This window comes from Rhodobacteraceae bacterium IMCC1335 (assembly GCA_039640495.1).
Taxonomy (GTDB): domain Bacteria; phylum Pseudomonadota; class Alphaproteobacteria; order Rhodobacterales; family Rhodobacteraceae; genus Thalassovivens.
Genome location: CP046864.1, coordinates 1758560 through 1781105 on the forward strand (window position 1 = coordinate 1758560; position 22546 = coordinate 1781105).

Annotated in this window: 23 protein-coding genes; 9 read left to right on the forward strand and 14 right to left on the reverse strand. The window is 50.4% G+C overall.

Annotated features, from left to right (window positions below; genetic code table 11):
- Positions 1-132: 132 nt before the first annotated feature.
- From GN241_08360 to pyrC, 3 genes are all read right to left on the reverse strand, one after another.
- Positions 133-1623, reverse strand: coding sequence for a replicative DNA helicase (locus GN241_08360; protein ID XAT57378.1), 1491 nt, complete (start codon positions 1621-1623; stop codon positions 133-135).
- A 166-nt stretch (positions 1624-1789) separates the two neighbouring features.
- Complete coding sequence (locus tag GN241_08365; protein XAT57379.1) at positions 1790-2470, reverse strand: orotate phosphoribosyltransferase; 681 nt, start codon at positions 2468-2470, stop codon at positions 1790-1792.
- A 72-nt stretch (positions 2471-2542) separates the two neighbouring features.
- Positions 2543-3586, reverse strand: a complete 1044-nt coding sequence (pyrC, locus tag GN241_08370) for a dihydroorotase (protein ID XAT57380.1) — start codon at positions 3584-3586, stop codon at positions 2543-2545.
- 119 nt (positions 3587-3705) lie between these two features.
- Here pyrC and GN241_08375 point away from each other — a divergent pair, with 119 nt between their 5' ends.
- From GN241_08375 to GN241_08390, 4 genes are all read left to right on the forward strand, one after another.
- The gene (locus tag GN241_08375) at positions 3706-4701 is read left to right on the forward strand and encodes an AAA domain-containing protein (GenBank protein ID XAT57381.1); all 996 of its coding nucleotides are present in this window, start codon (positions 3706-3708) and stop codon (positions 4699-4701) included.
- A gap of 100 nt (positions 4702-4801) precedes the next feature.
- On the forward strand, positions 4802-6061 hold the full coding sequence (locus GN241_08380) for a VWA domain-containing protein (GenBank protein XAT57382.1): 1260 nt from the start codon (positions 4802-4804) through the stop codon (positions 6059-6061).
- A gap of 13 nt (positions 6062-6074) precedes the next feature.
- Complete coding sequence (locus GN241_08385; GenBank protein XAT57383.1) at positions 6075-7067, forward strand: XdhC/CoxI family protein; 993 nt, start codon at positions 6075-6077, stop codon at positions 7065-7067.
- Positions 7067-8065: a molybdopterin biosynthesis protein gene (locus GN241_08390; GenBank protein ID XAT57384.1), complete on the forward strand. Its 999-nt coding sequence runs from the start codon at positions 7067-7069 to the stop codon at positions 8063-8065. Before GN241_08385 ends, GN241_08390 begins: the two co-directional genes overlap by 1 nt.
- 93 nt (positions 8066-8158) lie before the next feature.
- Here the strand turns inward: GN241_08390 and GN241_08395 are convergent, their stop codons facing one another.
- The 6 genes from GN241_08395 to cobA all read right to left on the reverse strand — a co-directional run bounded on the left by GN241_08395 (position 8159) and on the right by cobA (position 13546).
- Entirely contained in the window at positions 8159-8704 is a 546-nt protein-coding gene (locus tag GN241_08395) for a translation initiation factor IF-3 (GenBank protein XAT57385.1), read from the reverse strand.
- 164 nt (positions 8705-8868) lie between these two features.
- The gene (locus GN241_08400; protein ID XAT57386.1) at positions 8869-9669 is read right to left on the reverse strand and encodes a ferredoxin--NADP reductase; all 801 of its coding nucleotides are present in this window, start codon (positions 9667-9669) and stop codon (positions 8869-8871) included.
- A 66-nt stretch (positions 9670-9735) separates the two neighbouring features.
- Entirely contained in the window at positions 9736-10113 is a 378-nt protein-coding gene (locus GN241_08405; protein ID XAT57387.1) for a DUF934 domain-containing protein, read from the reverse strand.
- A gap of 64 nt (positions 10114-10177) precedes the next feature.
- Positions 10178-11848 (reverse strand): nitrite/sulfite reductase, encoded by a 1671-nt coding sequence (locus GN241_08410; GenBank protein XAT57388.1) that lies wholly within the window; start codon positions 11846-11848, stop codon positions 10178-10180.
- Complete coding sequence (locus tag GN241_08415) at positions 11835-12149, reverse strand: DUF2849 domain-containing protein (GenBank protein ID XAT57389.1); 315 nt, start codon at positions 12147-12149, stop codon at positions 11835-11837. Before GN241_08415 ends, GN241_08410 begins: the two co-directional genes overlap by 14 nt.
- Complete coding sequence (cobA, locus tag GN241_08420; GenBank protein XAT57390.1) at positions 12149-13546, reverse strand: uroporphyrinogen-III C-methyltransferase; 1398 nt, start codon at positions 13544-13546, stop codon at positions 12149-12151. Before cobA ends, GN241_08415 begins: the two co-directional genes overlap by 1 nt.
- 140 nt (positions 13547-13686) lie before the next feature.
- Between cobA and GN241_08425 the strand changes: the two genes are divergently transcribed.
- Positions 13687-14148: an AsnC family transcriptional regulator gene (locus GN241_08425; GenBank protein ID XAT59226.1), complete on the forward strand. Its 462-nt coding sequence runs from the start codon at positions 13687-13689 to the stop codon at positions 14146-14148.
- On the opposite strand, the gene GN241_08430 is transcribed toward GN241_08425, so the two are convergent.
- Positions 14145-15332: a cytochrome P450 gene (locus tag GN241_08430; protein XAT57391.1), complete on the reverse strand. Its 1188-nt coding sequence runs from the start codon at positions 15330-15332 to the stop codon at positions 14145-14147. The two genes, GN241_08425 and GN241_08430, sit on opposite strands and share 4 nt — an antisense overlap.
- Before the next feature lie 470 nt (positions 15333-15802).
- Between GN241_08430 and GN241_08435 the strand changes: the two genes are divergently transcribed.
- The 3 genes from GN241_08435 (at position 15803) to GN241_08445 (ending at position 18947) form a co-directional block, all read left to right on the forward strand.
- Positions 15803-16804: a DctP family TRAP transporter solute-binding subunit gene (locus tag GN241_08435; GenBank protein ID XAT57392.1), complete on the forward strand. Its 1002-nt coding sequence runs from the start codon at positions 15803-15805 to the stop codon at positions 16802-16804.
- Between the two features lie 160 nt (positions 16805-16964).
- Complete coding sequence (locus GN241_08440; protein ID XAT59227.1) at positions 16965-17567, forward strand: TRAP transporter small permease subunit; 603 nt, start codon at positions 16965-16967, stop codon at positions 17565-17567.
- Positions 17568-17570: 3 nt separating this feature from the next.
- On the forward strand, positions 17571-18947 hold the full coding sequence (locus GN241_08445; protein XAT57393.1) for a TRAP transporter large permease subunit: 1377 nt from the start codon (positions 17571-17573) through the stop codon (positions 18945-18947).
- Between the two features lie 65 nt (positions 18948-19012).
- Here GN241_08445 and GN241_08450 read toward each other — a convergent pair whose 3' ends face one another.
- A complete protein-coding gene (locus GN241_08450; protein ID XAT57394.1) occupies positions 19013-19753 on the reverse strand; it encodes a triose-phosphate isomerase in 741 nt (246 codons plus the stop codon).
- A 149-nt stretch (positions 19754-19902) separates the two neighbouring features.
- On the opposite strand from GN241_08450, the gene GN241_08455 reads away from it, so the two are divergent.
- A complete protein-coding gene (locus GN241_08455; GenBank protein ID XAT57395.1) occupies positions 19903-20808 on the forward strand; it encodes an isopenicillin N synthase family oxygenase in 906 nt (301 codons plus the stop codon).
- On the opposite strand, the gene GN241_08460 is transcribed toward GN241_08455, so the two are convergent.
- From GN241_08460 to GN241_08470, 3 genes are all read right to left on the reverse strand, one after another.
- Positions 20809-21159, reverse strand: coding sequence for an iron-sulfur cluster assembly accessory protein (locus GN241_08460; GenBank protein XAT57396.1), 351 nt, complete (start codon positions 21157-21159; stop codon positions 20809-20811).
- 21 nt (positions 21160-21180) lie between these two features.
- Positions 21181-21543: an SUF system Fe-S cluster assembly protein gene (locus tag GN241_08465; GenBank protein ID XAT57397.1), complete on the reverse strand. Its 363-nt coding sequence runs from the start codon at positions 21541-21543 to the stop codon at positions 21181-21183.
- 76 nt (positions 21544-21619) lie between these two features.
- Positions 21620-22435, reverse strand: a complete 816-nt coding sequence (locus tag GN241_08470; GenBank protein ID XAT57398.1) for an arginyltransferase — start codon at positions 22433-22435, stop codon at positions 21620-21622.
- Between the last annotated feature and the right edge of the window lie 111 nt (positions 22436-22546).

A 22546-nucleotide genomic window follows, 5' to 3' on the forward strand; every position in this document is an offset into this window, starting at 1 on the left:
TCTAGAACGTCAAGCATAAAGCGCTTTCGGCGCAACTTGATGGGTCAGGGTGCGTAAAATAGCACTCTTTTAAAGCGCTGCGGCGCAGAGGTCGGCAAGGTCATTTTTAGCGCCGCATCGCTTGTATTTTAGCTATCGGCGTTCGCTGTCTTGCTGCCAGGGTTTGACCAAATTGCCAAAACGAGTGAATCTGCCTTCAAAGCTAAGCTCAACGGTTCCAATAGGGCCGTGCCGCTGCTTTCCGATAACGATTTCCGCTTTCCCATGCAGCCGCTCCATTTCATCTTGCCACAGAGCCATTTTTTCAAGATCGTGATCGCCAGGTTTTTCGCGTTCTTTGTAATACTCCTCTCGAAACACGAACATCACCACATCGGCATCCTGTTCAATTGACCCCGATTCACGCAAATCCGCCAATTGGGGGCGCTTGTCATCGCGATTTTCCACCTGTCGCGAAAGCTGCGACAGCGCGATAACGGGAATGTCCAATTCTTTGGCAATAGCTTTAAGGCCTTGGGTGATCTCAGACACTTCGTTGACGCGGCTGTCTTTTGCCGAAGCAGGTCGAACCAGTTGCAGATAATCTATGATAAGCACATCCAAACCATGCGTCCGCTTCAACCTGCGCGCGCGCGCGGCCAATTGCGAAATCGGCAGGGCTGGGGTGTCATCAATAAATAAAGGGCAGCTTTCCAGCGTTTTTGCCGCTTCAACAAAGCGTCGAAACTCAGTTTCTGTCATATCGCCGCGTCGAATTTGCTCAGAGGGCACTTCGGAGGCCTCGGATAAAATACGGGCAGCCAGCTGCTCAGCGCTCATCTCCAAGCTAAAAAAGCCAACAACACCGCCATTCAGCGTTCCCTCGCTGCCATCTGCCAATTGACCCTTTTGATAGGCTTTGGCGATGTTGAATGCGACATTCGTGGCAAGCGAGGTTTTGCCCATCGACGGGCGCCCAGCCAGGATTAACAAGTCAGACTTATGAAGCCCGCCTAGCTTTTTATCCATATCAATCAATCCTGTAGAGATGCCAGCTAATCCACCTTCGCGTTTATAGGCATTATTGGCCACATCCACGGCAGCGGTGACGGCTCTTAGAAAGGATTGAAAGCCGCTTTCGCCTTGACCCTGTTCACCCAGCTTATACAGCGCTTGTTCGGCCACGACGATTTGATCCGCGGGCTCTTGGCTTTCATCCATCGTTGTGGCGCGTGCACAAATATCTTGACCTAATTGAATTAAATTGCGCCGAATGGCTAAATCATAGATCATTTGGGCGTAATCGCGCGCAGCAAATCCAGCCACTGCTGAGGCGGCAAGCCGCGCCAAATATGCAGCGCCGCCTAGCTCTTTTAGACCTTCATCATCTTGTAAAAACGTTGCGAGCGTAACCGGTGAGGCCAAATTATTTTTGGCGATACGTGCGCTGGCAAGTTCGAATATCCGTGCATGTACCGGATCGTAAAAATGCTCGGGTGTTACGATGCTGGCGATCCGGTCGAAAATATCATTATTGGTAAGAATTGCACCCAGAAGCTGCTGCTCGGCTTCAATCGAATGGGGCGCAATATCCAGCGATTCTTGGTCCGGCTCTTGGCTGTTTATATCGGATATCTTATTCATCACATCGCTCTCTTTGAGCTTGTTATTTGCCTGATTGCGCGGCGGGGGGCAAATTGTATATTTCTGTGGATAAGTGGCACACTAGCACATATTGCGGTGATATCCTAGGGTGACACCCAAATGTAGGGGTGCGTCCTTTGATCTTTGACATATTTTCTGGGACTGCTCAGGTGGATTTGCGGGCGTTTTGCCAAGCGCGTGGGTCGGTGAGAAACTGTTCAACTTCGAGTAATGTCTTTGAATCAAAAGCAGATTGGGCCTTGGCTTCGCGCAATACATCCCACCAAGTGCACAAATAGTGAAGGCCAACACCATGATCTGACAGCGTTTTTTCGGTTTCTTGGAATATCCCATAATAAAATATTACCGCCGTATGGGCACAGGCCGCGCCGGTGTCGCGAATAGCGTCAACGAAGCTAAGTTTGCTGCCCCCGTCGGTGGTCAGATCTTCGACCAACAAAACGTTTTGCCCTTCGCTCATAAGCCCTTCGATGCGCGCATTTTTGCCATAGCCCTTTGGTTTTTTGCGAATATACGTCATGGGAAGGGCCATCCGCTCGGCCATTAAGGCCGCAAAGGGAATTCCGGCGGTTTCTCCACCGGCCACCGAATCAAAGGCCTCATATCCGACATTTCGCATCACCGTTACGGTTAGGAAATCCATAAGGCTGCTGCGAATGCGTGGAAAGCTGATCAGTTTTCGACAATCAATATAGGTTGGGCTTGGCAAGCCCGAAGCCAGAATAAATGGGTTTTCACTGTTGAAGTGAACCGCTTTCACTTCAAGCAGCATGCGCGCTGTTAATCGTGCGATTTCTTCGGGGCTGGGGGAGGAACTTGGGATCATCTTTGAACACTTTCATAGGTTTGTGTTTACGCATGGATAGTCAAGGCTTTTGCGCAATGCGCTAACGCAGGTTTATGCCACAACATGCCAAAAGATTGGAACGCCGGGGTCGAACAAAGTGACCGGCCCGTCGGGGGTTTGTAACTGCGGCTCTATCGGCAGCGGCTCGGACCTTTTCTGAAGCGTAAGCGTTTTTTCGTTCCTCGGTTTATTGTAAAACAGCGCCCCATTGGATGAGGTGTAATTAGCCAAGGCGTCCAGCGCACTTTCTTCTTCGAAAACATGCGCAAGCAAAGGCATTGTTACGCTGGCGGTAAAGCATCCGGCGCATCCGCAAGCGCTTTCTTTTGCGGCATCAATATGCGGCGCGCTGTCCGTGCCAAGGAAAAACCGGCTATCACCACTGGTGGCCGCAGCGCGCAGCGCCAAACGGTGTTCTTCGCGTTTTGCGACAGGCAGGCAATAATAATGGGGTTTGATGCCGCCAGCCAGAATATGATTGCGGTTGATCATCAGATGATGCGTTGTGATGGTTGCGGCAAGGCCAGAGGCGCTAGATTTCACATAGTCTACCCCTTGCTGCGTGGTGATATGTTCCATAACCACCTTAAGATTTGGATTTTGACGTCGAAGCGGATCCAGCACGCGATCTATAAACACCATTTCACGATCAAAAATATCAACAGCTGGATCTGTTACCTCTCCGTGAACGCAAAGCGGGCACCCGATTTCAGCCATTTTTTCCAAAGCGGGTTGAACCGCGTTAAAATCAGTGACGCCCGATGCTGAATTGGTTGTGGCACCCGCCGGGTACAGTTTTACCGCGCTGATAAGCCCAGATTGAAAGGCTTTTGCCAGATCCTCGGGATCGGTGGCTTCGGTCAAATAAAGCGTCATCAATGGCGAAAAATCCGATCTCTCGGGAAGCTGCGCCATTATTCGGGTTTTATAGGCTTGAGCTTCTGCTCCTGTGACCACTGGCGGCACCAAATTGGGCATGATTAAGGCCCGGTCAAAGTGATCGGCGCTTGAGGCTAAAACGGACGCCATCATCGCGCCATCGCGCAGGTGAAGGTGCCAATCATCCGGGCGGGGAAGGGAAAGGGTTTTATGCATAGCGATCTGCTAACATAAATCCGGCGCGGGTTTCTAGGGCCATCGGATATCATAGTCCGATTTTTTAAACAGCCTTTATGGTCTGTTTTTAAAACAGTTTTCTATATGCATGCCCGTTTATGGGGCAATTACGAAGATGCGCTTTCTCGCCTTGGGGCTTGACCTTCGTGCTTAGTGATGCAGCTATTGGTTCTGGGGCTGGAAGGGTTTTTACGGTGGAGTCGATTGATCAAGTTCAAGAGCGGTTGAACGCTGGTGGGTATGTCTGCGGGCGTGCTTTGGCGACAGTGGTGTTTTTATCGTTGAAATTGGGCCGCCCCTTGTTTTTAGAAGGCGAAGCTGGGGTGGGTAAAACTGAAATCGCCAAAGCGCTTGCAGCCTGTCTTGGGCGCAACCTAATTCGGTTGCAATGCTATGAAGGATTAGACGCTTCTTCTGCCGTTTATGAATGGAACTTTGCCGCGCAGATGATCGCCATTCGCACTGCAGAAGCCACCGGAGGCGTTGAGCGACGGGGCTTGAAGCAAGAATTGTTTTCCGAAGAGTTTTTGATCGCCCGCCCCCTGTTACAAGCCATGCAAGGCGATGACCGTGGTCCCCCCATCTTGTTGATTGATGAGTTGGACCGCACTGACGAACCCTTTGAGGCATTTTTGCTTGAGGCTCTGTCAGATTTCCAAGTGACCATTCCAGAGCTTGGCAGCATTAAAGCGCCTGAGCCGCCGATTGTGATTGTGACCTCGAACCGAACCCGTGAAGTGCATGATGCGCTGAAGCGCCGCTGCCTGTATCATTGGGTAGATTATCCTGATTTTGACCGTGAACTGGCGATATTAAAGGCGCAGGCTCCCGATCTTGCCGCTGATCTAAGCCGCGAAGTTGTGGCCTTTATTCAAGCCTTGCGGGAGGAGGACTTGTTTAAAAAGCCGGGCGTCGCCGAAACCATCGACTGGGCCAAATGCTTATTGGCGCTGGATAGTATCTCTTTGAGCCCGGAGGTTATTGCAGATACGCTGGGTGCTATTTTAAAATACCAAGACGATATTTCAAAGCTGCAAGGGTCAGAAGCCAAGCGGATTTTGGATGATGCGCGCAGAAGTTTAAACCCTGCATGATACGGGCGCGTTTCTTAATCTTCGCGCAGCACTGCCGGTATGGTTTTCTGACCATATATGGCAGCGCGCGTTCCATTTGCGTTTCAACGATAGCGATCTAATGGCGCGGTACCATCCTTTACACTTGCCCGATGACCCCAAATTGGCGCAGAATATCATGCATTTTGCGCGAGCCTTACGGCGCGCGGGTCTGGCGATTGGAACAGGGCGGGTGATCGATGCTATTGAGGCTGTCTCTGCTGCGGGCTTTACCCAAAAGCAAGATTTTTATTGGACCTTGCATGCCTGCTTTGTGTCTCGGCCGGATTCTCGCGCGGTGTTTGATCAAACGTTCCGTTTGTTTTGGCGCGATCCGCAATATCTTGAGCATATGATGGCGCTGATGTTACCCTCAATCGGCGCGGTACCCGAGAAAACTGCTTCGGTTGCGGCTGAAAAACGCGCTGCCGAAGCGCTTTTAGATGGCGAACAACCGCAAGCGCCAATCCAAACGCCGCTGTCGCAAGACGAGGCGCCAATGCTTGAGCTGGATTGGGCGCTGACAGCCTCTGCAGAAGAGCGATTGAAATCGATGGATTTTGAACAAATGAACCTTGAGGAAATTGCCGAGGCAAAGGCGATGTTGGCGCGGTTAGAGCTTCCTATACGTCCGCTTTTGTCACGGCGCTTGCAGCGCGCGTCAAGGCGCAGCGTGATAGACAGGGCTGGCAGCTTGCGCTTGGCGCAACGCTCAGGCGGCGAGTTGCACAAACTCGCTTATCAAAAGCCACGTATCCGCTGGCCGAATTTGGTTGTTCTTTGTGATATATCAGGATCCATGAGTCGTTATAGTCGAATGGTTTTGCATTTCTTACACGCGGTGAGCAATCAAAAGCAGGGCGGTTGGGCGCATGTCCACGGGTTTACATTTGGAACGCGCTTAACGAATATTTCAAGACATTTGCAAAAATCTGATGTGGATACAGCACTGGCAGCGGCGGGTGTTGAAGCGCAGGATTGGGAAGGTGGAACCCGCATTGCCAGTTGTTTGCAAGCTTTTAATCGGGATTGGGGGCGGCGAGTTTTGGGCCAAGGGGCGGTTGTACTGCTGATTACCGATGGTTTAGAGCGTGATGTAAGCGCGGATCTCGGAGAAGAAATGCGACGCCTGCAACGAACCGCGCGGCGTTTAATATGGTTAAACCCCTTGTTACGGTGGGATCAATTTAGCGCAAAGGCTGCTGGTATACGCGCGATTTTGCCATATGTTGATAGCCTTAGAACCAGCCATTCTATTGCGTCCTTGATGGAATTGGCTGAGGTTGTTTCAACGCCAGATGATGTGGGCGCGAAGACTCGAATATTAAAAACGATGGCGTGAAGCTGAAAATAGGATGTGTAAGTTGACCGAAATCAATAGCGCAAAGCAAATTGAAGCGATCCCCGAGCAAGCCTTAGCCTGGCATCAAGAGGGGCGCGGGGCTGTGCTCGCCACGGTTGTTCAAACTTGGGGCTCGGCGCCGCGGCGGATCGGCGGCCAAATGGCGATTAGCGGGCAGGGGGATATGGCGGGCTCGGTTTCTGGTGGCTGCGTGGAAGGGGCCGTTGTGCTCGAGGCCTTAGAGGCGCTAAACGCTGGAGAGATCAAGGTTTTAGAATATGGGATTAGCGACGGGGATGCGTTTGCGGTGGGATTGGCCTGCGGCGGTACGATCCGCGTGTTGCTAGAGCCTGTGGGCGCTGTCTTGTCAGAGCCTTTGCTTGCCGAGTTGGTGGCCGCGCGCGCCGCGCGTCAGCCAATGGTCTATTCTGTGAATTGTGAAACGGGCGCAAATGCCTTGCACGCACACGGTTATGAAGAGCGGATGCGGCTGGACCGTTCAGGATTTGAACCCGATGGTGTTACATTCGTTTCGGTTCATAATCCAAAGTTAAGATTGATTATTGTTGGGGCCGTTCATATCGCGCAGGCGCTTGTGCCGATGGCCGAGCTGGCCGGGTTTGATGTTTATCTAATTGATCCACGGGGAAGCTTTGGGTCGATTGAGCGGTTTCCCAATCACCAAATTATTGAGGATTGGCCAGATCAGGCGTTACGTGATTTACAGCTTGAAGCGCGCAGCGCTTTGGTTCTGTTGACCCATGATCCAAAGCTTGATGACCCGGCGCTGCAGGTTGGTTTAGCCTCAAATGCTTATTATATCGGTGCCCTTGGCTCAACGCGCACGCATTATACGCGCGTTGAACGATTTTTGAGCTTGGGGTTTTCTCAGGCCCAAATTGATCGCATTCATGGTCCCGTGGGGCTGCCAATCGGGGCGGCTACCCCCGCCGAGATCGCTGCGTCGATTTTAGCTCAGATTATATCCGCGCTTCGGTTGCTCTGATGGTATTTGATGAGCTTCCTGTTGGCGCCGCTGAAGGCTGTATTCTTGCGCATTCTATTGGCCTGCTAGGCAGGCGGCTGCGCAAGGGCGTGAGGCTGAACAAAGATCATATTGACGAATTAACGCGTGCCGGCATAACGCATATCAGCGCGGCGCGATTGCAAAAGGGTGATATTGCGGAAGATGCCGCGGCTGTTGCTTTGGCAAAGGCCTTGGTGCCTCATCCTGATCAGGCCGGTTTGCGTTTGGGTGCGGCCTTCACGGGACGGGTCAATCTAATTGCCAGCTCGGTAGGCGTGGTCAGTCAAAACGTTGAAAAATTGATCGCCCTCAATTCAATCGATTCAATGATTTCTTTGGCGACCTTGCCCCAATATCAGCAGGTTTCGACCGGAAACTTGGTGGGAACGGTAAAAATCATCAGCTATGGCGTGCCCAGTGACAAGCTACAAGCTGCCTGCAAGCTGGCACATGCGGCGATCAAAGTACTGCCGCCGGTTGCGCGCTCTGCCAGTTTGATTGTGAGCGTCTCGAAAGGTGGACCCGGCGAAAAGGGCGTTGAAGCGATAAGGCAGCGGCTTGACGCTTTAAATATTTCGCTAATGGAAGTGGTTACGACGCCTCATCAAACCGGAGCGATGGCGAATGCGCTGAAAGATGCCTCGGGCGATCTTATATTGATGCTCACCAGCTCTGCCACCTCTGATCTTAATGACACCGCTCCGAAAGCCGTGCGCGCAGCTGGGGGCAACATTGAACGATTTGGAATGCCGGTTGATCCAGGAAATCTTTTATTTTTGGGCGCGCTCGCTGGCAAGCCGGTGATTGGATTTCCTGGTTGCGTTCGGTCTCCGGCGCTAAATGGGGCGGATTGGGTTTTGTCTCGGATTGCCTGCGGGGTTACTTTGGATGACCGCAGTTTTGCTGAAATGGCGATTGGGGGCTTGTTGAAAGAAATTCCAACCCGGCCCCAGCCTCGGCGGCGTTCAGAGGGGTAACGCGCGCAAACTTGCGCGGGCATTTCAGGTTTTGAATATAAAAAACCGAGGCACAGCCCCGGTTTTGAAAAAAATTTGAATGTACGTCAGCGATTATTTTGTGGCAGGACCGATCATCATCGTCATTTGACGACCTTCCATTTTCGGCATATTTTCTACTTTGCCCAATTCTTTAACATCATCCGCCACCCGTTCCAGAAGCTCACGCCCCAGATTTTGATGCGCCATCTCACGTCCACGGAACCGCATGGTGATCTTAACCTTATCACCGTTTTCCAAAAATTTATACACGCTGCGCATTTTCACTTCGTAATCGTGAACATCTGTTCCAGGTCGAAATTTGATTTCCTTGATTTCGATAATTTTTTGTTTTTTACGGGCTTCGGATTCGCGTTTTTGCTGCTCGTATTTATATTTACCAAAATCCATGATTTTGCACACGGGTGGGTTGGCATTGGGAGAAATTTCCACCAAATCCAAACCGACTTGATCTGCAAGTTCTTGGCCGCGTGCGGGGGTAACCACCCCTACGTTTTCACCTTCGGGCCCAATGAGCCGTATTTCCGAGCTGTCTATGCGATCATTTACGCGAGGTCCGGTTTCGCGCGATGGTGGCGCGTTGTGAGGTCTGCGAGCTATGGGTTCATTCCTTATGTTGTTAATGGTTCGTAGTGGGGTCGATATCGAGACCGCTCACGCATGACAAGCGTTATTTCTAAAACCAGATAGGGTTTTGTGGCTCTGTTGCGTGAAAGACAAACAATTATGCAGTTTCAGTGCAGAATAGGCCGCGTCGCGCACGATTACCCGACAAACGCTTTTTCAACAACATATTCTGCCGGTTCCGAATTGGCGCCTTCTTTAAGCCCGTAGCTTTCCAAAATAGCTTTTAAATCGGTGTTCAGACCCAGTGACCCACAGACCATTGCCCGGTCTGTCTTCGGGTTAATCGAGTCAATTCCAAGATCGCTCAGTAATTCGCCAGTTCCCAACAAATCGGTGATCCGCCCCATCTTTGGGCTTTGTTCGCGCGTGGTCGTCGGATAATAGGTAAGCTTGTCGCCGATCATCTCTCCGATTAAGGGATCGTCTGCCAGCGCGTTTACCAATTCGCTGCCATAGGTCAATTCTGCGCGGTCTCGGCAAGTGTGCGTTAGAATAATTTGATCATAATCTTCATAGGTTTGAGGTTCGCGGACCAAAGAAGCAAACGGCGCAATTCCGGTTCCAGTGGCGAAAAACCATAGGCGTTTTCCAGGAAGCAATGCATCATGCACCAGCGTTCCAACCGGCTTTGGCCGCAGGATAATTTCATCCCCGGGTTGGATATGCTGAAGCCGCGAGGTCAGCGGCCCATCTTGTACTTTGATAGAGTAAAATTCAAGCTCCTCGGCCCAAGAGGGCGAGGCGATAGAATACGCCCGCAAGAGCGGTTTTCCATCTTCTTTCAAAAGGCCAATCATGACGAATTCGCCTGATCGAAAGCGCAGGCTTTGTGGTCTTTTTACGCGAAATGAAAACAAACGGTCTGTCCAATGTTTGACATGGGTAACGGTTTGCGCATCGGGCAATCTTGTGGGTTTTATAGCAGCAGCTTGGTTCAAAATAATACACTCTGTCAGATTTTGTTTACAGTTGATAGCATGTTTAGCGGGTTTTGAATTAATTTTCTAGCCGCTTGCTTGCAAGCGCGATTGATAGCTGTGGGCTGTCCAATTTGACCGGAAAAGCCAATCGTGTTCAGGTTGACGCACGGCTTGAGCTTGCGAAATTGCAATTTCATCGAATCCCGATCTGCGCGCCATCGCGTATTGGTCAGAAATAATGGGTCCTTTGGCCCTGAGGGCGCCGCTATACCCGCGCAACCGCAGCAACCGAGCAAGCGTAAAACCGCGCCCATCAGCGAAATTAGGAAAGGTGATCACCACCCGCTGAATGTCATTGGGTAGGGTTAGGTTTTCGGGATCTGTTTCCGAGGAGATACTGAGCGTGGTCTCAGCACTCCATGTATCGGTTGAAAATCCGTTATCCGTTACGATAACATCCATGTGAGTGTTCCTGTCGTTCTAAGGGGCCATTTCTGGCGGGTTCTGTTATAGCTGTTTAAGGGTTTCAAGCGGCGGTTTTGCCTTCGTTGCCGCCTGGATAAAGGGCTGCTTTGAAAGGCGGGGCGCCCACTCTGCGAAAAGTTTCGAGGAAGGTTTCACGATTGGAGAGGCGTAGATCAAGATAGGTAAAAACCACCCGTTCAATCGCAGAAACGATAGTTGACGCATCAAACCCTGGGCCTGCACGTTCTCCGATCGTAGCGGTTTCTGTGGCATCTCCGCCAAGCGTGATTTGATAGTTTTCAACGCCTGCACGATCCAACCCCAATATCCCAATATGCCCGACGTGATGATGTCCGCAGGCGTTTATACAGCCCGATATTTTGATTTGCAGCGGACCGATATCATGCTCTAATTTTAACGCCTTGAAACGCAGCGCGATCTCTTGTGCAATGGGGATAGAGCGGGCGGTTGCCAAAGCGCAATAATCCATGCCCGGACAGGCAATGATGTCTGAGATCAATCCCGCATTGGCAGTTGCCAACCCGGCTGGATAAAGGCCGTTAAAGACCGCGAAAAGATGGCTTTTATGCACGTGGGGCAGAACAATATTCTGCGCATGGCTTATCCTAAGCTCATCATGACTATAGGATTTGGCCAGATCTGCGATTACGCGCATTTGCGCGCTGCTGGCATCGCCTGGCGTCTGCCCCGGAGTTTTAAGGCTGACAGTTGCTATTGCGTAATCATTGTTGCGATGCGGGCTGGTATTGATATCCACCCAGGACTTAAAATTTGGATATTTTGCGTAATTTTCGTGAAATGTGGCGGTTGGAGCGTCGATCCAAGCGGGGGCTTTGAAAGCGTTTTTCAAAGCGTTTAGAAGTGTTTGATCCTGCCCTTTAAACTGTGGGCGAAGTTCAGAAAACCGTTTTGCGACAAGACGTTGAATTTCTTGCAACCCATTTTCATGTACTGTAATTTTTATGCGCGATTTATACTTGTTATCGCGGCGTCCCAAAAGGTTCCAAACGCTGACGATGGCCTCAACATAGGGTAACAGATCACTTTTTGGTAACAAGTCGCAGAGGGTTTTGCCAATCATCGGGGTTCGACCTAATCCCCCGCCTATAGTCACCTCGAAGCCAACTTCTGCACCTCTTTTTTTGAGAAGCAAGCCAATATCATGCGCGCGCGTGACTGCGCGGTCTTTTGCGCTGCCGCTCACCGCAATTTTGAATTTGCGCGGCATAAATTGAAATTCGGGGTGGTCTGTTGACCATTGTCGAAGCAGCTCGGCATAGGGGCGCGGGTCTTCAATTTCATCCGCTGCGGCGCCCGCAAAATGATCTGCAGTGACGTTGCGAATTGTATTGCCACTGGTTTGGATGGCATGCATGTCTACTTCTGACAATGCATCTAAGATATCGGGAACATCCTGCAATTTGGGCCAATTAAACTGGATGTTTTGACGGGTTGTGAAATGACCATAGCCTTTATCCCATTTTTCCGCGATCGAGGCCAAAGCTGTCATTTGCGCGCTGTTTAAAGTTCCATATGGAATAGCCACGCGCAGCATATAGGCGTGAAGCTGCAAATATAGCCCATTCATCAAGCGCAGTGGTTTGAATTCTTCTTCGCTGAGCGCGCCACTGATACGCCGCTGCACTTGATCGCGAAATTGAAGGTTTCTTTGTTTTAAAAAGGCGGTGTCAAACCCATTATACTGATACATTTTTTGCCTCTGCTTGTTTGCCGTGGAAATAATTTCCAGGCCCCTTGGTGCGAAATGCCTCTCGAAAATGAGCCGGCTTTGGACCTGCGTCTTCGTCTATGAACTCTGCCAGATAGGCGCCCACCACGTGAGATGTCTGAGCCGTGGCTGCATCTAAAGCAGCTTGTGCATCCTTTTGTTCGTGGAATATTTTGGCGTTTAAATGCTGCCGCGTCCAACCCCCATTGGCGTTAAGATAGATCACATCCCCGCTCAAAAGCGCATTTGCGGTGATTACCTTAATGTAAGATTTTCTGGGCATCAGGCACTCACTTTCTCGTGGTGGTTTTCGATCTGCAAAGCTGCTTTTCGCGCGGCCAGACCGAATAAGGTAAGCGCGGGCCCCGATACGGTCTGCGCTCGCAAGGTTTCAGCCAAATTATCCAAGCGCGCTTCAATTATCCGTTGACTGGGCCGCGAGGCGTATTCTACGATGCTTACCGGTGTCTTTGGATCCGCCCCATTCATCAAAAGCCGGCCTTGGATAAACCGCGCGGATTTTTTTCCCATATAAATCGCTGCAACCGTGTTCGTTTTCGCCAAAGCTTGCCAATCTTGCTCGTGAAACCCGTGCATATCGTGGCCAGTTAAAAACCTGACTGAGGCGTTGCGTTGGCGGCGCGTCAGCGATTGTCCGATCGCGGCGACGGCAGCCGAGGCCGCCGTGATACCTGGCACAATGCTCCATTCGATTTGTGCGGCCTCGCAGGCGTCGATTTCTTCATCAAGGCGGCCAAAAATTGTTGCGTCACCGCCCTTTAAACGCACCACAATTTGACCATTCTGGCTATGTTTGAGCAAGAGGGCGTTGATTTTGTACTGCGGGGTTGAGGCCCCAAACCCTGTTTTCCCAACGTCAATCAACTGCGCCTCGCGTCTGGCCAATTCTAAAATTGGCTCGCCGACCAAGCGATCATAGAGCACAACATCAGCGCGATCCAAAGCTTTGCAGGCTTTCAACGTTAAAAGCTCTGGGTCACCTGGCCCAGCTCCAACGAAAATCACATGCCCCGTTGGGGCGGCTTTTTTGACATGCGTCGCAAGCAAGTTTGACAAAGCGTTGCCTATGCCAGCTTCACCGCTTTTATCCAAGGCTCTTGGGCCGGTGTTGAAGTAAAATTCGCTCCAAAAGCGACGCCGCGCGCGGCCCATTGGCAAGGCATTCACATTTTTTCGAAAGGATTTTGCAATCCGCGCCAAAACGCCAATCTGTGCAGGTAGTCTTTGTTCTAAATCAGCCTTGATTGCGCGCGCCAAGACAGGCGCCGCGCCTTCGGTGCCAATCGCAACCGTTACGGGATCACGATCCACGATTGCGGGTGTGATAAATTGGCTGTCTTGCAGGTTATCAACGATATTTACCAAAGCGCCGGCCTCATGGGCGAGTTTGGCCACGCGCCTATCTTCTTGCGCGTCTTCATTTGCGGCATAAAACAGCGCCGCACAAAGCGCATCGCCGGTTTCAAGCCTCCGCCTCACCAAAGCCAGTTTGCCGTTTTTTTCCCAATGCAAGATTTCAGGTAAAGGATCTTTTGCAAAGACAGTGATATGCGCCGTCGTTTTGAATAAGAGCCGCAACTTGGCGATCGCAGCATCGCCGCCGCCAGATAGGATGATGCGTCTTCCGGCCACAGCTAAGAAGATTGGGAAATGATCCATGAGGCGTTTCCTGTTTGATTTACCTATCCCTATATAGTAAATAATTCTGAGTTTTGGCTATATTGTCAAAAAAATAAGAATAATATTTTCAAATGGGGTAATTTTTGGAATTACCTTTTAGCAAACGGGATAGGAGTGAAATCATGGCGCGCTTGGATGAGACAGATCGAAAAATTCTTGCAGAGCTTCAATCGGATGCGGGTCAGTCTTTGGATGAAATTGCTGGAAAAGTCAGCTCATCCAAGACTCCTGTGTGGAATCGTATCCGAAAAATGCGATCGCTTGGTTTGATTGGGCGTCAAACGGTTGAGTTAAATGCAGAAGCACTTGGTTTCGAGGCCTGTTTTTTTGTTTTGATCCGCACCAGTGAGCATGACGCAGCGTGGCAGGCAAGGTTTTTAAAAGCGTTGCAAAATCACCCGGAAGTGCAAGAGGCGCATCGGCTTGCGGGTGATATTGATTATATTTTAAAAGTGCGGGTGAAAAACGCCCGCGCCTATGATGCTTTTTATCAACGACTGATTTCCGAAGTGAAAGTGCATAACGTGACTGCTTTGCTGTCAATGGAGGAGATAAAATCCACCAGGATGTTGCCGCTTTAAAGCCCGGTTTTCACGAAAAGGTTTTGTAACCCATGGAAATGGTAAACATCAGCATAACAGGGGGATCTGGCCAGTTGCATCTGCGGGCAGCGTTCAAAAACAATCGGTAAAGCCGTGCGTAATTCCAAACGCGCCAGCGCGGCGCCCAAACAGAAATGGATGCCTGCCCCAAAGGCTGCGTTTGTTTGCACTTTTCGCGTCGGGTTGAAAACATCCGGATCGCTCCAATTGGCTGGATCGCGCCCCGCGGCGCCCAGGATTAATGCGATTTGATCTCCGCGCTTAAGCGCATGACCTTGAACTGTAAGATCTGCATTTGCATAGCGTGTGAACATATGCAGCGGCGGATCAAATCGCAAAATCTCTTCAACCGTGCCGTCAATATGTTTTGGCGCCAAACAGCTTTCGGGCACCGCGGTTTCAAGAAGTGTTTTTACCCCATTTCCCATTGTATGTACCGTGGCCTCGTGACCGGCGTTTAGCAAAAGAATGCAGGTGGTGATCATTTCATCGGTTGTTAAACGTTGACCCTCTTCTTCGGCGGCAATCAAGTGGGTGATTAAATCATCCGCAGGCCGCGTGCGCCGTTCTTCGATAAAAGAGCGCATGAAATCTGAAAAAGCCTGGCTGGCAGCAACCGCACGCGCTTCCAGTGTTTTGCTGCGCCGCGCTTGATACATCATCACCATATCATTCGACCAGCCCAGCAAGTCATCTGCCATGCTTTCAGGAACGCCAAGGAGCCGCGCGATTATTATCACTGGAAGGGGCTTTGCATAGGCCTCTAACAGATCAATTTCTGAGGATTTAAAATCGTCGATCAAACTATGGCATAGCTGTTTGATCTCGGGTTCTAGCGAGGCAATGCGTCGCGACGTAAAGGCCCGCAACACAAGCCCGCGCAAACGGCTATGGCGCGGGGGTTCCAGCTCAAGCATGGAATTTTCTTCCAGCTTATAAAAAGGGGCAAGATGCTTCGGCGTGGGTTGGGCCAAATCTTTTGGGCATTCTCTGACAAAGCGGCGATCTTTCAGCAAGGACATCACGCTTTGATGATCAAAAAAGCTGGCCATGTTGTAATCGCGCCAAAATACCGGCTGCTGTAGGCGCCGCGCGCTTTCATAAAAAGGGTAGGGGTTTTGAACAAACGTAAAATCGGTGGGGGATTGTTCGAGTATTTGCATAGCGATATCCTTAATGCGCTTTCAGCCTACCTGATGCGGTTGCGTATTGCGAGATGTTTACCGGCGACAAAAAGACTCTTTTGATCAAAATATATCGGGTAAGGCCTGCCGGTAAGGGGGCATTTCACTGTCCGAACGGTTTTTCGAGTTGAGCCTGTGCGCCGGCCTGAAAAGCGTCTGTCTTTCCCATCTTTAAAAATTTGCTGCATCTTCTTTTGCGATTTTCACTTCCAAACCTGTTAAGTTTAAATGGCGGTTTTTTGTGTTCTCTTTAGGGAGCGGCCTTTGATGCAGAAACCCTCATTGCTCAAAATACAGAAAGTCGGACATGGGTTTTTCGAATGACAGGAAAACGGTTGATCCGTTGATAATGTAGGGGCCGTGACAATAATGTCTCTTGCAACTGCAGTCAGAATATTACTTTCTAGGCATCGCCCGTCAGGGTATTGTCATATTTGGGAGGAAATCAGATGAAACTTATTACCGCTGCCGTCACTGCGATGGCCTTAACTGCCTCAGCATCCAGTGCTTTTGCCGCTTGTGATGACGGGGAAATTGTCATCAAGCTCAGCCATGTGACAAATACCGATAAACACCCGAAAGGTATTGCCGCGACGCTGCTGCAAAGCCGCGTCAATGATGAGATGAATGGCAAAGCCTGTATGGAGGTGTTTCCAAACTCGACCTTGTATAATGACGACCAAGTTTTGGAAGCAATGTTGCAAGGTGATGTGCAAATGGCTGCGCCATCCCTTTCAAAATTTGAGCAATTTACAAAAGTGTTTCGGATTTTTGATCTGCCATTCATGTTCAAAAACGTAAACGCTGTGGACGAGTTTCAAAATAGCGAAACGGGTCAATCTATGAAGGAAAGCATGACTCGCCGTGGTTTGCTTGGATTGGCGTTTTGGCATAATGGTATGAAGCAAATGTCGGCAAATAAACCGCTGAATAACCCAACTGATGCCAATGGCCTCAAATTCCGGGTTCAAAATTCAGAGGTGTTAAAGGCGCAAATGGCCGCTTTGGGGGGATCCCCTCAGCCGATGGCCTTCTCTGAAGTATATGGTGCGCTGCAAACCGGCGTTGTGGATGGGCAGGAAAACACCTGGTCAAATATCTACGGCAAAAAGTTTTTTGAAGTGCAGGATGGGACAACAGAAACCAATCACGGTATTATCGATTACCTTTTGGTCACCTCAACAGATTGGTGGGATGGGCTTGATGGTGAAATTCGCGACCAGCTGAGTAAAATCATTGCTGAAGTGACCGAGGCGCGGAATTCAGAATCAACCGCCGTGAATGAGGCTGCGAAGCAGGAAATTATCGCTGCGGGTGGTGTTGTGCGTCAATTAAGCGCCGCCCAGCGCGAAAATTGGGTGGCCGCAATGAAGCCCGTGTGGGAGCAATTCCGCGGTGATGTTGGGCAAGACAATATTGATGCAGCCCAAGCGATAAACGCCAAGCATTAAGCGCAACCCATTTAAGAAGTCTCTGGCCCAAATTATTTGGGCCAGAATCTCCGCGGCAGAATAAGTAAAGAGCAGTCTCATGGCCGAACCGGAAAAGCAAATTGCCCGCAGATTTATTGATGAATTAGAAGAAACAGTGATTGCGGTTCTGTTGGCGGCGATGGTGGTTGTCACATTTATCAACGTTGTGCTGCGCTATGGGTTCAACACGGGGTTGATTTGGGGGCTGGAGTTGGTCACGTTTTTATTTGCTTGGTTGATCTTATTCGGCGTCAGCTATGCGGTGAAAACCTCTGCGCATTTGGGCGTGGATGCTGTGCTTAACATCACCTCTGGCCGGTTGCGCCGGATTTTGGTGTTCGCGTCAGTGGTCTTCTGTGTGATTTACGCCACTTTGTTGTTGAAAGGCGCGTGGGATTATTGGGCGAACTTTGCAAATTTGCCGCAAACCACGGGTAGATGGTTTCCCACGGGATTTGAAGACATGCGGCGCACCTCTTATCGGGCTTGGTATGAGGTGATTGATATTCCTTTCCCCGAATTTCTACGTTGGATCGAGCCCCTGATGAACGAAGGCGAGACCTATGAGAAACTTCCCCGCTTCATTCCTTATGCCATGCTGCCCGTGGGGGCGGCTTTGTTGCTCTATAGATTTATTGAAGTTGGGCTGGCTGTGTCGCGTGGGGGCGCGCGTGGATTGATCGTCAGCCACGAGGTTGAGCAAGAGGTGGAAGAGCTCAAACATGCGGCAAAAGAGGAATAGCCCATGGAGGTTGCCGCTCTCTTTTTCATGATCGTTGCGATGCTGCTGATCGGCACGCCTATCGCTGTCGCGCTTGGATTATCCTCGATAACCTTCTTATTGGTGCTCAGTGACACGTCGCTGGCATCAATCGCGCAAACATTTTTCCAAGCGATGGCTGGGCATTATACACTTTTGGCAATTCCGTTCTTTATTCTTGCCTCCTCCTTTATGTCGACGGGCGGCGTTGCGAAACGCATCATCCGGTTTTCAATCGCAATTGTCGGGCATTTTCCGGGAGGGCTCGCGATCGCGGGCGTTTTTGCTTGTATGCTGTTCGCGGCGCTTTCTGGATCTTCGCCTGCAACGGTGGTGGCGATCGGCACAATTGTGATCGCGGGGATGCGGCAGGTTGGCTATTCCAAAGATTTCGCCGCGGGCGTGATCGCGAATGCGGGAACTTTGGGAATTTTGATCCCACCGTCAATCGTTATGGTGGTTTATGCCTCTGCGACTGATGTCTCGGTGGGGCGGATGTTCCTTGCGGGCGTGATTCCGGGGCTGTTGGCGGGGACCATGCTGATGGTGACGATTTATGTGATCGCCAAAATCCGAAACCTGCCAAAGGGTGAATGGCTAGGCTGGCAAGAAGTGTTCGCCTCGGGGCTGGATGCGATTTGGGGCTTGTTTCTCATCGTTATCATTCTTGGGGGCATTTATGGCGGCATTTTCACGCCCACCGAGGCGGCGGCAGTGGCTGCGGTATACGCGTTTTTGGTTGCCACCTTTATCTACCGCGATATGGGCCCTTTGGCGACGCCAGAGGGGCAGCCCAATATACCTATTTGGCGCAAGCCACAGGCATTGCTCACCGCTTTTGTGCATCGCGATACGCGCGATGCGTTGTTTCAAGCGGGTAAGTTAACCATTACGTTAATGTTCATCATCGCCAATGCTTTGATTTTAAAACATGTGCTGACCGATGAACAAATTCCCCAACAAATTGCCAGTAGCATGCTGTCTGCAGGGTTTGGGCCGATCATGTTTCTGGTTGTGGTCAATATAATTTTGCTGATTGGCGGCCAGTTTATGGAGCCCTCTGGCCTGATCGTGATCGTCGCGCCATTGGTTTTTCCAATCGCAATGGAATTGGGGATAGATCCAATTCATTTGGGCATCATCATGGTTGTAAATATGGAAATTGGCATGATTACACCGCCGGTGGGCCTAAACCTATTTGTGACCTCTGGTGTCGCTGGCATGCCCATGATGCGGGTGGTGAAAGCCGCTTTGCCTTTTCTTGCCGTGCTGTTCGTCTTTTTGATTTTGGTGACCTATGTGCCGGTTTTGTCGACTTGGTTGCCAAACACCTTTATGGGCCCCGAGATTATAACAAAATAATGTAAAACCGCGCCCGTTCACAAATGGCGCGGCTAGATTATTCATGCACCAAATTTAAGGTTTGTTTAAGCCATTTCCAACGCTTCGATAATTGGTGAGAAATCTTCAAAGCGTAGACTGGCTCCACCCACCAAAGCGCCATCTACACAATCAATCTTAAAAATCTCGGCGGCGTTTGCGGCTTTGACCGAGCCGCCATAGAGCAGGCGCATACTGGCTGCTTTTGTACCCAGTTGCTTAGTGATTTGAGCGCGGCAAAAGCGATGTGCTTCTTCGATCTGCGCCGGTTCCGCCACGAGTCCGGTGCCAATTGCCCAGACAGGTTCATAAGCCACCACGGTATTGTGCGCTGTGGCGGTTTCTGGAAGCGATTTTTCGAGCTGGTCTTTCAAAACTGTCAGCGTTTCTTCTGCCTGACGCTGCTCAAGCGTTTCTCCGATACAAATAATCGCGGTTAAACCTGCATTGAGGGCAGCGGTTGCTTTTTCTTTAATCAAAGCGCTGCTTTCAGCATGCGCCTGACGGCGCTCAGAATGACCAATGATCACTGCTGCAACACCAATGTCTTTCAATAGGCTCGCAGAGATATCGCCGGTATGCGCCCCAGAGACCTCTTGATGGCAATCTTGTGCGCCGATCAAAAGATCAGGCGCTTTCTTTCTTGCTGGTAAAAGAAGCGGAACCGGAGGGCAAATCACAATATCGATCTTGGAATTTGAATGCGCTGCCTGAAGGCGTTCAATTTCCTTTAGGCTGTCCAGCATTCCATTCATTTTCCAATTGCCTGCGGCCATTTTTTTGATCATCCGGTTCTCTTTTCAATCTTGTGACTCTGTTTCAGCTATCTTAAACAGCAACAGGCGGGCCTTCAAGGAAGCCACGCCTGTAAAGAGCGCTGCGGACATTTTTTGGTCGGGCACGCTGGCGCTAATCGCAAATTAGTTTGGAAAGGCGCATGGTTCCTCGACTGGATTTTTTGGATTTAAAGCGGCAGGACCGGGCGGCCTTGCATGCGTTAAAGGCGGCTGCGAAAGAGGTGGGGTTTTTAACCGTATATAATACGGGGATCAGCCGCGAAGATGTTTTGCGACTGCTTGACGTTTATAAAGCTTTTTTCAAAGGCCCCAATGCCGAAAAACAGGCGGTTAATATGGCGGTTACTGGCGCAAACCGCGGTTGGGGCGCTCCGGGAGCAGAGCAAGTCAGCGCCGACGCCAACCCTGATTATAAAGAAGTATTTGATTGCGGGATAGCGCTTGATGAAAGCGATAGTTTGTGTGGGCTTGGCGTTTATGCCCCAAATCAATGGCCGAAAACCCCTGCAATGTTCGATGTTGATATTATGGCGTATTTTGTACGTGCGCGTGCTATATCCCTGATTATTTTGCAAGCTATTGCGGCGGGAAATGGGCGCGATCCTGCATTTTTTAACGATAAATTTAATAAACCTATGGCGCTGCTTCGGGGAAATTTTTATCCAAAAAGGCCTTTGGATAGCGGGGATAAAGATTTTGGAATTGCAGAGCATACCGATTATGGATGTCTGACATTTCTGGCCACTGATGGTCAGCAAGGCTTAGAGGTGCAACTGCCCGAAGGCAAATGGCAAGCCGTGCAAGTGCCCCCTGGCGAATTTATTATAAACTTCGGTGAAATGCTTGAGTTTTGGACCGGAGGAGAAGTTAAAGCAACTTTGCACCGGGTGCGCGGAGGTTCGCAGGAGCGGTTATCCATTCCGTTATTTTTCAATCCCAACCATGATACAAATGTGGCGCCAGAGGGGGCAAGCCAACCTATTCTAGCGGGTGAACACTTGCAAAAACGCTTTAGCGAAACCTATCGGCACCTCAAAAAGAGCTGATTACATTTCTGCGAATTTGATCGATTCCCCGCATCCGCAAGATTCGGTGACGTTTGGGTTCTTGAATTTAAAACCAGCTTCCAACAGGGAGACTTCATAATCGATTTCAGTTCCAAACAAAAACATCTGCGCCATTGGAGCGATCAGCACCCGCGCGCCATCTTGCTCGATCACCTCGTCGTGTTGGGCTACTTCGTCGACGTAATCTAGCGTGTATTCCATGCCCGCGCAGCCGCCCTTTTTAACGCCCAAGCGCAACCCATAATGGCCATTTTGCTCCATCAAGGCGTTGATTTGCTTCACCGCTTTTTGCGTTAAAGTGACAGCTTGCTTTCCAGGCATTGAGAACATTTTATCAGTCCTAATTACGGGTTACATAAACCCAAGTTCTAATCTGGCTTCATCGCTCATCATATCCATACCCCAAGGCGGTTCCCAGACAATTTCAACATCCACCTCTTTCACACCCGCCATCGGCTCGACCGCTTCGGCAACCCATCCAGGCATCTCACCCGCAACGGGGCATCCAGGCGCAGTTAAGGACATCTTGATTTTGACCGCATTCTCCGCGTCAATATCCACGGTGTATATCAGCCCAAGGTCGTAAATATTCACTGGTATTTCAGGGTCAAAAACGGTTTTACAGGCCTCAACAACCCCATCATATAGCGGGTGATCTGTGCTTGAAGGGGCGATCAAAGGCGTGCCTTCCATAGGGGGCGATGCGTCGGTCATTAACTCTTCCGTTTATTTCCTGACTAAACATATAGGATATACAGGGGCGAAGGTCTAGGCCTGCAGCTCTGATTAATTATGGCCCCACCGGTTTGCTATCGGGCAGCGCGATGCTGGCCACTTGTTCAGCGATTGGCTCGGAACTCAAAGGATGAAGATCGGCTGAGAAGGAGCCGGGATCCCCCAGCGGTGTCCAGGTTTTGTTAAGATAAATTTCAAGGCCGGAAAAACGCGCTTTATAGCCCATTTTTGGGCTTCCGGGCACCCAATAGCCCAGATAGACATAAGGAATATCCGCCTCTTTCGCCAAAGCAATATGATCCAATATTAAATAGGTGCCAATCGAACTTTTTGTAAAGCTGGGATCATAAAACGAATAGACCATGCTCAATCCATCATCGATCAGATCGGTGAGGGAGACAGCAATCAAATCTTGCCCCAATGTATATTCGGCAACCCGCGTACGAATGGGGGTTTCCTCGATCATTGCCGCAAATTCAAAAACATCCATATCGGCCATGCCGCCGCGGGCATGGCGCGCACCCAGATATTTGCGGAACAATTCATACTGGTCTTCTGTTGCCCAAGGCGAATTTACTTCACGTTTTAGGGTCTTATTGCGATTAACCACGCGCTTTTGGCTTTTGCTCAGTTCAAACTTTTGAACGTCGATGCGCGCCGATAAACATGCGGTGCATTCGGTGCAAGACGGGCGATACAGAACGTTCTGAGACCGTCGAAACCCTTGATGCGATAATTTGTCATTCAACCGCTGCGCGTCATCTCCGTGCAACGAGGTGAAGAGCTTGCGTTCCTGCCGCCCTTCCAAATAGGGGCAGGGTTGCTGTGCAGTCACATAAAACTGCGGGGCAATGGGCAAGGTATGACGCATATTTGCTGTTTAGCAAATTATCCGCGTATTATCAATGATCCGCGTCTTAGCTTTTGGTTTTAGAGTTAAGCTTACCATTGACCTAATCGGTAACAAGGCGCAGGTTGTTGC